Here is a 13,674-nt window from a genome sequence, read left to right as displayed (position 1 = left end):
TAAACGAGCCGGTACACTGTTATCATTTTGTTCTTGCATCGAAGAAAGACTTCCTTTAAACACGACTGTATCAGGCAGTCCGAATAGCCTTGCATTAACCTGAATTTCACATATTCCTAAAAACGCCTAAACCCTTGGTACTAATGGTTTTAGGGGTTATTTGTGAAAGCTCGTTTGGATTGAAAAGTGCGATTAACAAAACAACTGTTGAAGTAACATTCAACAAAGCATTTGATCAAGCCTCTTCAAGTAACTTCACGATTGCTGGTGGAAAAGTAAACTCCGCTACTCTATCTGAAAATAAAAAATCTGTTACTTTAGATGTTTCAGGTTTAAATTATAATACTTCTTATAATCTAGTAACAGTAGACGTTGTTGCAGATGGTCAAACACTTCCATCCGTAACAACTGCGTTTAAGACACCAACAATTCAATCTTTATGGGATCTCCAAGTAGTTCCTGCTAAAGGTGGAATTGAAGCTGATGGTAAAGACAATACAACAGTTACATTCCAATTAGTAAACAAAGTAACTGGACAAGTTGACACGAAAGCAAATGATATCGTTCTTGACTTAAACACTACTTACGGTTCATTGGCTCAAAAGCGTGCGACTATCCAAAACGGTAAAGCGACAGTTGTTTTACGTTCTGAATTTAATGCAAAAGGTGTAACAGCGAAAGTTGACGCACAAATTATAGAAGCTTCTGGTGACTATGCAGACTTAATCGGTGAAATTGCTGGTTCAGCAAATGTTCAATTTTTACCATCTGGTTCTGAAAACGTAGATGCAACTTACTTGACTGCTGCTAATACAAACGAAGCAGATCGTGTAACATTGACATTTGATAAAAAAGTAACAGTAGCTGATTTTATTGAAACAAATGAAAATGGTCAATTGACTGGCGTATTGCGTGAAGACAATACAGTAGCAATTTCACAAAATGGTACGCCACGTGCAGTAAAAGGATTCGTATCAGGTCCTACTGAAAAGACGTTAATCGCTGTACTTGATTCACGTGATGATGCTAACGCTATTAAAACTGCTAACGTTCTTACAGACAACTCAGATGTAAATGTTGCGGTTACAATGGTTAACTCTTCTAACCAACCTACAGAATCAAATACAAGCTTCAAATTTACTGACGCTCGTGTACCACAAGTAACTTCAGTAAATGTAGAAGGAATGAATAAACTTATCGTTAAGTTCTCAGAGCCAATTGCGTCTGCTGATTTCTTGATTGATGGTACATTCAAATCTTCTGGTAATTACGAAGTAACTTATGGTTCGTTCAAATTCGATGAAATTAAGAAAGAATTTGTAGATAATCGTGATATCGTTACAATTGAACTAGATGATACATTTGAAGAAAATGAAGATGCTACACCTGGATTCTTTACAGCGGGTAAACATGCACTTCAGGTTTCTACAATCAAAGATTTCGCAGCTCTATCAGATAATAACAACATTGGTTCAACTCAAAATCTAGGCTTTACAGTAAATGAGAACAAAGATATTGCTCAAACAACTGTAAAAGTAGATTCTCCGAATCAATATCGTCTGACATTTGATAAAGATGCAACTATCGCTACTCCAGAATCAAATATTGAATTACAGGTATATGATACTGAAACAAAAGAATGGGTAAAAGCGGAAAATGGTAAAGCTGGCCTAATAGCTACCCCAGCATATACTGTAACAAAAATTCCTGGTGATGGAGCTGTTAGTCAGTATAGAGTTGATGTAACTTCTGTATGGACTACTGTATACAATACTGCTGCAACAAAAGATAACTACTATAATGATCAATTCCGTCTAGTAGTTAAAGAAGGTTCACTGAAAACTGCAGTTAACGGAAAAACTAACACTACTGCTATTTCATTAGACCTTAACTTCGCTGGATCGCCAATGAACTCAGCAGACGTTCAAAGCCCGGTTATCTCAAAAGTTGAAACAACGCTTACACCTGGCACATATAAAGTGACAATGAGCGAACCAGTAACAGCAGCTCTTGTTGAAGAAGTTGAATTCCTAGGTAAAGATAAAGATGGTAAAACTCGTACTTTCGCAGGTACTGAGGGAAGCTATACAGTTGATGGTATTCAAAAATCATTCACTGTTACAGCAACTGACTTTGAAGGAATGAAGGAAATTGTTCAAAAAGGCGGTAGCGAAAACTGGACATTAGTTCTTAAAGACGTAACTGATGACATTGGCAACAAAGCAGCTACGGTAACAAAAGACTTCCTCATCAAGAAAGATGAAGCTAATGTTACTCCTTTCCAAGTAGTTAAAAATGTAGATAACACATATAAAGTAACAGGAAATGCAAGCGATGCAGCTGATACGATTACAATCACATTTACTGATTCTGTTGCTTTAACAGGAACAGAAGCATCTATTGATACGGCTAACTTCACATTAAATGGTGATAAGCTTCCAGTTGGATCTAGTATTGCACTTGCTACTGATGATGATACAATTGAGAAAAATACAATTAAAATCTCAGTAAAACCTGGTACACTACTAAGTTCTAACGTCATCACACTAGGAAGAAATCTTCAATCAGCAGATGGTAAAATACTGACTGGTGAATACAGCTTCACTTTCAAGGCAGTTACGTTGACTGAGCAAGCAGCAGCAGACCAAGGAGCAGCAACTCCTGTAACTCAAGCAATCACAGCTCTTCCTGCAGCAGGAGACGTAACAGTGGATGATACTGATGCAATTGAAGCAGCTCGTATAGCATACGATGGATTGACACCTGCTCAGAAAGCATTAGTAACAAACGTTGGTACATTGACAGCGGCAGAAGAAGCACTTGAAGTAGCTCAACAATCAGCAACAGACCAAGGAGCAGCAACTCCTGTAACTCAAGCAATCACAGCTCTTCCTGCAGCAGGAGACGTAACAGTGGATGATACTGATGCAATTGAAGCAGCTCGTATAGCATACGATGGATTGACACCTGCTCAGAAAGCATTGGTAACAAACGTTGGTACATTGACAGCGGCAGAAGAAGCACTTGGAAATCTATAAATAAACCAAGTTAATTTCGGGTGCCAGGTTATAACGCAATTCAGACAATCTATTCCGTCAATGCGGAATAGATTGTTGAATGAGAATCAGTCTTTTGATCCCTTATGGATCAAGGGGCTTTTTCTTTTTCCTTCCATTCTATACTTCAACTATTGCCTATTGAAAGCCGACTAAACCGGAATCATTAAACTGTGAAGAATGTAATGGTTTTGCATTCAATTGAAATGCCTTACTTCCATCGCGGAGATAGGGCTTATTTTAATTTCAGAAGAAGATTTAGTATGATCATGTACAAACCACAAGTATAACACTTGGAATTGTTGATGGTGAAGGAAGAGGAGAAGTGAGTGCCAGCTGAACGGATGGACAAATTGTGGTGGCGAGCAATCGGAAAAAGAGCTTTTTGCACTCTATGTTTATCTGTTATTATTTAGTTTGTTATGTACAATTCCTCTTGCTATCTCTTGAATTTTATTATACAGGTTTATTTCAGCTTTGTAACTGGAAAAATATCGGGTTTGTGAGTATAAAATACCATAATTAAATCGTTTATAAACTATTATTCAATTATATTAATCATATAGACTTACTATGTTGAACTTTATAATATTTAATCGGGACTATTGTTAATAAGCTGTTCATTCAGTATGACTATTTGGATGGTGCTCAAGTACTTATTCTAGACATAACTTAGACACATTTAATATTTTATTTTAGTGATGTTGAATAAATCACTTTAAAAATGAAGTAATTTGTCGATATATGTTTCTAGATTTAACAATAAAAATTTCGCTTTATTTGTAATTATGGACAGGTGGATGTTAATTAACTCAACTATATAGTTTTTGGTACAGAATAATATAGATATACAATCAATTAAAGCCCGTTGATGCGGAAGATGTTGTTGATTAGTATCAGCCCTTTGATCCTTTATGGGTCAAGGGGCTTTTTCTTTTGCCTTTCATTATATTCTTCTACTATTGCCTGTTGAAAGCCGACTAAACTGGAATCGTGAAACTGTGAAGAATGTAATGGTTTTGCATTCAATTGAATAATTCGTAATGAAATAGTTGATTTAGTGTCAAGGTAACATCTATTCCGTATCTACTTTACTTTCATTCATATATTATATTCCTGAATACAAATAGAAATGCCTTACTTCCATCAACGGAGGTAGGGCTTATTTTAATTTCAGGAGGAGATTGGTATAAACATGTACAAACCACAAGCACAACAATTGGAATTGTTGATGGTGAAGGAAGAGGAGAAACGATTGCCTGCTAAACGGGTGGATATTGTGTCGTTGCGATTAGTGAAGGAAACGAGTCTGTTGTACAAGGATCGTGCCATTCGTAGCCCGGAAGATGGTTACAACCTGTTCAAGCAGTATCTCGGGGAGTTGGATCGGGAGTATCTTGTCGTGATGTGCTTGGACGTGAAGAATCAGCCGACAGCGATCAATGTTTGTCACATTGGTAGTTTGAATGCCAGCATAGTTTATGGGGCTCTGCCTCACTATCTTGTGTTTTTATTCAATTGTATGAATTGCATGTCTTTGTTTGATAAGCGGGTATCAAATTTGGAAGCAGGAATTTCTATTACAGGATAAACTAACCAAAACAGTTATTGATTAAATCCCGTATATAGTCTAATGTTAATGGTACAAAGTATCTATAACGGGAGGTAACAACAGATGAAAAGAATCATAGCATCAAGTTTTTTTGCCCCTCTCCTCGAAGTGACTGTTCACCCCATTGGTGCTTTGGATTTACAGGTGTAGATGCTTCAGAGAGAGTGAAGTCTGTAGGCGGCACAGGGGACATGACAAAATACGTAGGTGAAGTAATATAAGTTTTGGGTACCAGGTTCTAACACAATTCAGACAACTTATTCCCGTTATTGCGGGAATAAGTTGTCTGAATGGGAAGCAGTCCTTTAATCCTTAAATGGGTCAATAGGCTTTTTACTACTCCGTTATTTTACCAATGTTAATTTAATAATCTTCACTCGTGCAGGTACTACAATGTGTATAGCTGAAGAGGCACTGATTTTGAGCTGGCTATTGCAAAGTACATAGTATACTATGTACGCACGCTTTGTTACTGTTATACTATGGACTGCAAAATTATTACTCGTGGTATAGCTGTAGAAGTGTTGGTAGTTGGAAAATTCGAAATTGAAATGGCATATATCTAAAATCATAATTCGGAAGGATTTGGGTGACTAGATGTGTTAAATAAAGTCAGAGAAATTGAAGTACAGAAAAATAATATAGGATTACTGAAAATAAGTATGAATACAAAAGGTAATATTCAATTAGAGAATAGACCGAGTAAACGTAGCAGTGGTCTATATTGGCTCTATACATCCTACAGCATCGATGAACTTTGTAAGTCCATAAAATCAACGCAGGAAGGTGCAGTCAAAGTCGCTCAGCTTGCAAACAATAGAAAGTCTCTTCGCAATGTGATAAAAAAAGAATCCGGTGAAGAGTTTTGGGTAGTCTACAATGGAATTGGTGGGTGTAAGGAAACTAGCAAACACTCATATGATTTAGGAAGTAGAATTGTCCAGGAGTTTTCAAATCATAAAAAAACAGGCTCTCTAAAAGTAATGGGTACAAACCTAAATGATCTCACTAAGTGGAGATATTCATATGTAGAACTTGATGGGGACGATTATCAAATTAATAGTAAATCTTATGAAACATGCTGGAGATTAGAATTTGGTTGGCCAATTTTGTCCAATAAGTAATTTTTACTATAATGCTAAAGCAATTCAGACAATTGATTTCCAGTGATGCTGGATAGCTTGTTGGATAGGAATAAGTCCTTTGATTCTGTATGGGACCAGGGGCTTTTTCTTTTAACTTTCATGTTATTTACTCGCCTCATTACTCTGACCGAGTTCTTGTATACTATTGTCTAGCTTCAAAATTAATGCCTTTTTTCACGGGATGCCAGGTGCTGCCTCAATTTGAATTGTACAAATAGCGTCGGTACACTGGCACCCTAATTGTGAGCAGTGTCAATTCCTATACTCTAAACAATACTTCGCATATTCTGCTGCTGTCTTTTCTCTTCCCTCGGGCAGAAGTGAAGGAAGTAATGCTAATTGAAGGAATTTATAGGGGTTCTGTTTATGTTGGAAATAGTATGGATACGATGAATAAGGGTAGTGTTCCAACGCTGTTACCATTGGTTTCGTCGTTTCAATCGGGTTTCGATGAATGTAGGCACCCACGTTCAACAACCCCATTCTATCTGAGACTTCCTTTGAATAAAACCGATTTTGATAGATTTGACCGAAGTAATTATGTTTTTTTCGATAGTAATCGCTATAGCGTCTATTAAGTGGAGCCATGAGTTTTCCAAGTGGCACGATGCGCGAACGGATCAAAAAGTGGACGTGATTCGTCATAATACAATAAGCGTATATTTCAAATGGATATTTATCGTTAACGAAATTTAAAATCCTGAAATACTCATCGATGTCCTGTTGACTGTTGAAAATATTTTGCCTATTGTTTCCACGTATGATGACATGAAAATAGCCTTTAGGATGCCAGCCTCTATCTCTTCTACTCATCTATTGTCACCGCACTTTTCCTATCCTGGAAACTGGAAGCTAATTGTTTCCAATCGATTGCTTCCTGAATTGCACGTTTAGTAATCGTTATTTCTTCAGCAAGATCGGCAATCGTTCTAGCAACGCGAATTAACTTTGCCTGTGTACGGTTACTCCACTTCCTTTCAAAACAGATTACTTGAATTTCCTTCACTTGTTCTTCTGTTAAAAAAGAGTTCGTCATTAACATCGATATTGGCACATTACCATTCAATTTATTGGACATATAGCGTTCTTTCTGCATGGTTTTGGCCGCGGCTATACGTTTTCGAATTACGGCTGAAGTCTCAGAAACTTGGCTACCCATAATCCCGACACTCTTCAATGTAAGGATGAAGTCAAGTCGATCAAGTAGGGGACCAGAAGCTTTCAATTGATAGGATCTGACCTGAAGTGGTGTACAGGTGCAGTAACGTTCATTCGATCCAAAATAACCGCAAGGACAAGGATTTGTTGCCGCAATTAGGATAAACGATGATGGGTATGTTACAGACTGGCGCACACGATTGATTGTCACTTCTCCCATTTCCATCGGTTGTCGTAACATATCAAGCGATTTTCTGGAAAACTCACCGAGTTCATCTAGAAATAATACACCATTATGTGCCAGTGAAATTTCCCCGGGTCTAGGGTATGTTCCACCGCCAATTAACGACACAGCAGACGCAGAGTGATGCGGATGTCTGTACGGTGGTCTTGTTGAAAACCCTCGATTTTCCTTTGCAAGATGATAGATGCCGAATGTCTCGAGCATATCGTCATTTGATAAATCCGGTAGAATTGTATGAAAAGCATCGGCAAGCATTGTTTTTCCACAACCAGGCGGCCCGTTCAGCATAACGTGGTGTCCACCCGCTGCAGCGATTTCAAGGACACGCTTCGCTTCGTCATGTCCACGTACAGCCGAGAAATCGGGCACGGCCAATGAATTCTCCATGGAATCCAATTCATGCAGTGAAATCAAGCCTTCTTGCGGCAATTCAAGCGTTTGCTGCCCACGCAAGTAAGAAATTAGCATGCTAACTGAATGAATTGGCACAAACTCAACAGATTCAATTTTCCCAAGAAATCCAACATTGATAGGTGGAAGAATAATCTTTTTGAATCCCAGTAAAACTGCCTGCTGAATTGCAGGAATGAGCCCGTGAAATGGTGTTAGATTTCCCGTCAAGGACAATGCAGCAAGAAAACAAGTCTTCGAATTGACTGGAATTGGTTCTATCATGACTTTTTGCAAAACAGCAATAAGCATAGCACAATCATGCCCTGTACCTGTCTTTCGCTTGTCTGCTGGTGATAGATGGATTGTAACCTTTTTCATCGACATATCCAATTCAAGCGTGTGCAAACAGCTCAATATTCGTTCTTTCGATTCTTTCATTGGTGCATCCGGTAGCCCGATAATTATGCAAGACTCCTTCTCATCCCGCACATTTGCTTCCACGATCACTTTATGGCCTCGCATCCCTTCCAATCCAACACTCATCACTTGACCCATGATCCCACTCACTTCTTTCATTTTCACTAACCATATAATAAAAGGAGTGTTAAGTAAATTCACTCAAAAACCGAATAACGGCATTTTGAAAGACTAAAGTAGTTCAAAGGATTCAATAAAAACCACTAAAATTGAAATTCGACGCGAAATTGAATGCCAAAATAAAATTTCACTATTTCTATGCCTTAAAACGTGATGCTAGGTACTGCCGCAATTTGAGGTGCGCAAATAGCTTCGGTATTCTGGCGCCCGAAATTAAAGTAAGGCACTCAAACTTGAAAAGAAACACACCACAGAGATTTTTCTCCACAGTGCCTACCTTCAGATTTGGTACCATTACTTTTTAACCTTTTCACAGCTTAGCACTCAAAATTAATTCAGTGAAAAAATATACATATTTTGATTAGCCCCCAAAAAGGTCGAAACGTCATTTCTAATACCATTTACAGTAGGTCCCTATTAAAAACAGCCACTGTATATTTTGTTTTCGAGCCGTTTTTTTCAGCGAATTACCTTTTTGGGTTTTAATCATATTTTAATATAGGAATGAAATTGAATTAGAAACGGAATGGAAGGCAAAAGAAAAAGCCCCTGTACCCATTACTCGATCAAAGGACGATTTCCATTCAACAACCTATCTCGAATTAGCGAGAATTAGTTATCTGAATTGTGTTAAAACCTGGTACCCGAAACTAATTCCCGCATTAACGGGAATAAGTTGTCTGAATTGTGTTTGAACCTGGCACCCGAAATCAAATAGGTAAAGATAAAGAATTTACAATTTAAATGAAACCGTTTACCTTTCATTTCGTATAGTTATTAAACTATACCTACTTATTTGATACTTTATGTTGTATAAGTGGGTATAGACAATACTATAAAAGGGGGATTTTACCTGTGAAAAAACAAGCGTTACTAGCAGTAATGACTTCAGCGCTCCTCATGTCCTATCCATTAGGTGCTCAAGCTAATGATTCAGTCCGGACTATTGAGCGGGAAACTGTTCGTGTTGCCGAAAATGTAAAAGCGGAGGCACCCGTATCCGCAGATGATTTCATCCAATCTGCTTTGGATGTATTGACGTATCAACATGGATCGAAGGAAATGAGAGAGGAAATTGCCAAGCGTTGGACTGGAGATACTGAAGTAAGCTCTCAAAAGGAAATTACAAAAGGTGATATTTCCAAGTTATTAGTGCGGGCTCTTGGTATTGGGGAAAAGGAAAAGACGACTTCCGACTACTTGCAATCTGCAAAGATCCATGGACTTTTAAAAATCTATAGTCAAGCAGATGAAACCGTTACAGCAGAAGAGATGACGAGCATCCTTGAGAACGCTAAGCAATACATGTTAAAAGGGACCGATCGTAAAGGCGTAGATGAAATTTCAGTAGAAGATTTCATGAAAAACCCTGGGGATTTCGGTTTTGAGATGTCGCCTGATGGAGAGTATATTTCATACAGCTCCGAGTGGGAAAATCGGATGAATGTCTTTATCAAAAAGATGGATGGTGAGGAAGAGCCTGTTCGTGTGACAAGCTCGAAAGATCGGGATGTGGCAGCGTCGTTTTGGAAAGGCGATAACATTCTGTATGTAAAAGATAACGGCGGCGATGAAAATTACCATCTTTATTCGTCTAACTTCAACGGACAGGAAGAACGTGACTTAACGCCATATGACGGTGTTCGTGTACAATTGATCAGCAATTTGACGGGCGTCGAAGATGAAATTCTGATCGGGATGAATAAAGAAGATCCGACTGTTTTTGATGTGTATCGACTCAATATTAAAACCGGCGAACTGGATCATGTAGCGAAAAACCCAGGAAACATTGCCGGATGGCTTGCAGACCATGATGGCAAGATTCGAATCGCGATTGAATCGGATGGGGTTGATAGTACAATCCTCTATCGCGAAACGGAGGAGGATGAATTTAAACCATTTATCCAAACGGAAGCAGGAGATACAGTATCACCAATTGCTTTCTCGAAAGATAACCAATCCATTTATGCAGTGTCGAATAAAAATCGCGATAAAATTGAGTTAGTCGTATTCGACATGAAGGCGAATGAGAAAGTACTTTATTCCAACCCACAAGTCGATGTCATGGGCGGTTTATATGACTCCACAAAGGATGCCATTTTAGCCAGCGTGTATATGACAGATAAGCTTCACTATGTGTTCTTCGATGAAGCATTGGAAACCATCTTCAATGATTTGAAGGAAGAACTGAACGTAAGTGAAAGCGAATTGTCGATTAACGATTACAATAAGGATATGACTAAATTTATTGTATCCGTGTCGAGCGACAGGGAATATGGCACGTATTATTATTACAATGCGGAAACGGAAGAACTGACGAAATTGACAGAGTTGGCTTCATGGATCGATCGGGAAATGCTTGCGGATATGCATCCGATTTCATACACAAGCCGAGACGGACTCACGATTCATGGCTATTTAACATTGCCGAAGAATAAAAAACCTGAACAATTGCCGTTAATCGTCAACCCGCATGGCGGCCCTTGGGCACGTGATATGTGGGGGTATAATCCGGAAGTACAATTGCTTGCCAATCGTGGATATGCAGTTCTCCAAGTAAACTTCCGCTCCTCGACTGGATACGGAAAGGAATTTACGGATGCGGGCAATAAACAATGGGGATTGAAAATCCAAGATGACATTACAGATGGCGTCCAATGGGCGATTGATCAAGGCATTGCAGATCCAGACCGGATTGGTATCTACGGTGCTTCCTTTGGAGGCTATGCGACATTAGCGGGCATTACGTTCACCCCTGATTTATATGCAGCAGCTGTTGACTATGTTGGAGTTTCGAATATATTCACATTACTCGATACGATCCCGCCATATTGGGAAACGATGCGAAATGATCTATACAAACGAGTCGGCCACCCAGAAGAGGATAAGGAATTGTTAGAAGCAGTTTCTCCTGTCTTCCACGCCGACAAAATCAAAACGCCTCTATTTGTCGCACAAGGTGCAAACGACCCTCGTGTTAACAAGGCAGAATCCGATCAAATCGTAGAAGCCTTGCAGAAGAGAGGCATCGATGTCGAATACATGTTGAAAGAAAACGAAGGACATGGATTCCAGAATGAAGAAAATCGCATTGAATTTTATCATGCGATGATCGAGTTTTTTGATAAGCATTTGAAATAACAGAAGGTCCCCTCGTTTTGTATGTTAACGAGGGGACTTCTTTTTACTTACTTTGCATTTTCATCGGGCTGATGAATCCCGAAAATATTGCCTTCCGTGCACGATAATACCCTTGCCACGCCATACCAGAGGGAGCGCGTGTTTAGGCTTGGCTACTATTCCGCCATTTGCCAAAAGCTTCTCTTACGTTTATATCATAATTTTCTACATCCATTGTACAAGCAAAACCATTTAAAGTCTGGCATGCTTCTGGCAGTGCGCTTTGTCGCTGCATTAATAATAAAAGGCCTATAGATTTGTGCTAATCAGTCGATATATACAGTAGCACTAGCACAATATTAAATTATCATGAATCTTTTTACTCATTTTACCGTCTATAAATACTTTTTTAAGGAACAGGCAAAAGCGTAGGCGGGTAGTTGCATATGGTTTGTTTATTAATTACACAACATGTACACCTTGGGTAACAGATAATTTAAGAGATACTAGTGAAATTGGGAGGATTTAGGGAGGGTGTGCTATGAAAAAACGGTGGAATAGTATTTCTGTTAAAATGTTAGTTTTACTGACTGTTATTATTGTGTTTTCCGTTTCTGTTATTGGGGCAACTAGCTATTATGTAGCTAAAAATCAATTAATTAATGCTGGAAAACAAGAATTATATCATATCGTGAATAGCTCTTTTGCAACATTGGAAGCCGTCAATAAACAGGTCGAGGATGGTACGCTTAGTTTAGAGGAAGGTAAAGAAGAAGCGAGAATCCTATTGAGTGGACCGAAGCTTGAAAATGGAGAGCATGATTATAAAAAATCGCACTTTCTGTATAAAGGAGAAGGCTATGTCTTAGGGTATGATAGCAAGTTTTCTTCTCAAGTCCATCCAAGTAATCCCGTCGGAGATATTCCGGAAAATACATCGAACAGGGAAAGGATGGTAAAGGGTGCGCTTGCAAAGAATATAGAGGATCGTTATGTATATTTTGACGACTTTAATAATGGCAATGGAGAGACAAGAAGAAAAATTACATACATGGACCAATTCGAACCATGGGATTGGTACATAGGAATAACGGTATTTGAAGATGAGTTTTATGAGGGATTGGCAGTTGTTAAGACGATTATTTTAGTCGGTACACTTATTATTATTTTAATAAGCATTACAGTATTTTATTTGGCGATAAGAAAGAAAGTAATATTATTAAAACAAGTTACTGCATCATCCATACAGATCGCAAATGGGAACATTCAAGTGACTAATTTGCCTGAATCAGAGGATGAAATTGGCCAATTAGCAAAGGCATATAATATAATGTCGGCTAAATTACGCCAATTATTGCAGGATGTAGGGGAAAGGGCAGAATTATTGGCATCCTCTTCAGAGGAATTGAATGCAAGTTCAGAACAAAATAGTCAAGCAACAGAGCAAGTTGCAAATGCGATTCAAGAGGTTGCAATTGGCACTGAGCTGCAAACTGAAATGGTAAAACACTCAAATGAAGTTGTGAAAAAAATGTCTTTAGGCATTCATCAAATTGAAGTGAACTCCCAAAACGTTTCTCACACGTCCCATGAAGCATTAGACATTGTAAAAAGTGGTGAACAAGCCATTCAATTATCAATTGAACAAATGCGATATATTAATGAATCTGTTAGAGATTTAGGTGAGATTATTTATTCATTAGGAGAACGTTCGGAAGAAATTAATCAAATTGTGAATGTTATATCTGATATTGCGGACCAGACCAATCTCTTAGCATTGAATGCGGCCATTGAAGCGGCAAGAGCCGGGGAAAATGGGAAAGGATTTGCAGTTGTAGCGGATGAAGTAAGAAAGTTAGCGGAGCAGTCAGCGAAATCAACTGAGACAATCCGTCATCTCATTTCTTCCATTCAAGGCGATACAAAACTAGCAGTAGCATCCATGAACAAAGGAGCAGAAGAGGCTGAAAAGGGAATTAATGTTGTAAACAATGCAGGGGATTCCTTTAAACAAATACAGCAATTTGTCTATAACGTATCTCATCAAATACAAGAGGTATCTGAATCAATTGAGCAAATGACAAAAGGAACACAACAAGTAGTTGAAGCTGTTAGGGAAATTGATGAAATAGCTAACAAGACCACTCTTCAGAGCCAAGATGTCTCTGCAGCGACAGAGGAACAATTAGCGTCTATGGAAGAGATAGCATCTTCCGCATCTTCGTTATCATATATGGCAGAAGAATTACAAGAAGCGGTTAGAAAGTTCAAATTGTCATAACCCGGTGCCAGTCACTCACGCAATTCGGATACTCTTCTGGCAATTGAGTGCTAGACCAAAGAGAACAA

General features: G+C 38.6%; 7 protein-coding genes and 1 pseudogene. 5 read left to right on the top strand and 3 right to left on the bottom strand.

All coding sequences use genetic code 11. The features are described 5' to 3' along the window. Positions 1-143: 143 nt before the first annotated feature. The 3 genes from MKZ11_RS00975 to MKZ11_RS00965 all read left to right on the top strand — a co-directional run bounded on the left by MKZ11_RS00975 (position 144) and on the right by MKZ11_RS00965 (position 5,792). On the top strand, positions 144-3,038 hold the full coding sequence (locus MKZ11_RS00975; protein WP_340792210.1) for a hypothetical protein: 2,895 nt from the start codon (positions 144-146) through the stop codon (positions 3,036-3,038). A 1,213-nt stretch (positions 3,039-4,251) separates the two neighbouring features. Further along, positions 4,252-4,647: a JAB domain-containing protein gene (locus MKZ11_RS00970; RefSeq protein ID WP_340792209.1), complete on the top strand. Its 396-nt coding sequence runs from the start codon at positions 4,252-4,254 to the stop codon at positions 4,645-4,647. Positions 4,648-5,267: 620 nt separating this feature from the next. Beyond that, positions 5,268-5,792, top strand: coding sequence for a hypothetical protein (locus tag MKZ11_RS00965; RefSeq protein WP_340792208.1), 525 nt, complete (start codon positions 5,268-5,270; stop codon positions 5,790-5,792). Positions 5,793-6,065: 273 nt separating this feature from the next. On the opposite strand, the gene MKZ11_RS00960 is transcribed toward MKZ11_RS00965, so the two are convergent. Then, complete coding sequence (locus tag MKZ11_RS00960; protein ID WP_340792207.1) at positions 6,066-6,626, bottom strand: transposase; 561 nt, start codon at positions 6,624-6,626, stop codon at positions 6,066-6,068. Beyond that, on the bottom strand, positions 6,619-8,184 hold the full coding sequence (locus MKZ11_RS00955; RefSeq protein WP_340796875.1) for a YifB family Mg chelatase-like AAA ATPase: 1,566 nt from the start codon (positions 8,182-8,184) through the stop codon (positions 6,619-6,621). Before MKZ11_RS00955 ends, MKZ11_RS00960 begins: the two co-directional genes overlap by 8 nt. Positions 8,185-9,060: 876 nt before the next feature. On the opposite strand from MKZ11_RS00955, the gene MKZ11_RS00950 reads away from it, so the two are divergent. Continuing rightward, positions 9,061-11,346: a S9 family peptidase gene (locus MKZ11_RS00950; protein ID WP_340792206.1), complete on the top strand. Its 2,286-nt coding sequence runs from the start codon at positions 9,061-9,063 to the stop codon at positions 11,344-11,346. A gap of 47 nt (positions 11,347-11,393) precedes the next feature. Here the strand turns inward: MKZ11_RS00950 and MKZ11_RS00945 are convergent. Continuing rightward, positions 11,394-11,623, bottom strand: a pseudogene (locus MKZ11_RS00945) (VOC family protein); the annotation flags it as partial. Positions 11,624-11,866: 243 nt separating this feature from the next. Between MKZ11_RS00945 and MKZ11_RS00940 the strand changes: the two are divergent. Beyond that, a complete protein-coding gene (locus MKZ11_RS00940) occupies positions 11,867-13,606 on the top strand; it encodes a methyl-accepting chemotaxis protein (protein ID WP_340792205.1) in 1,740 nt (579 codons plus the stop codon). Positions 13,607-13,674: the final 68 nt, after the last annotated feature.

The sequence above is a fragment of the Sporosarcina sp. FSL K6-1508 genome (assembly GCF_038007465.1).
Classification (GTDB): Bacteria; Bacillota; Bacilli; order Bacillales_A; family Planococcaceae; genus Sporosarcina; species Sporosarcina psychrophila_B.
This window is presented reverse-complemented; position numbering and strand designations above follow the sequence as displayed.

What these genes read in the sequence shown, in the direction of transcription:
- MKZ11_RS00940 (WP_340792205.1), top strand. Translation starts at nt 11,867, where the DNA reads ATGAAAAAACGGTGGAATAGTATTTCTGTTAAAATGTTAGTTTTACTG.
- MKZ11_RS00975 (WP_340792210.1), top strand. Translation starts at nt 144, where the DNA reads ATGGTTTTAGGGGTTATTTGTGAAAGCTCGTTTGGATTGAAAAGTGCG.
- MKZ11_RS00970 (WP_340792209.1), top strand. Translation starts at nt 4,252, where the DNA reads ATGTACAAACCACAAGCACAACAATTGGAATTGTTGATGGTGAAGGAA.
- MKZ11_RS00960 (WP_340792207.1), bottom strand. Translation starts at nt 6,626, where the DNA reads ATGAGTAGAAGAGATAGAGGCTGGCATCCTAAAGGCTATTTTCATGTC.
- MKZ11_RS00955 (WP_340796875.1), bottom strand. Translation starts at nt 8,184, where the DNA reads ATGAAAGAAGTGAGTGGGATCATGGGTCAAGTGATGAGTGTTGGATTG.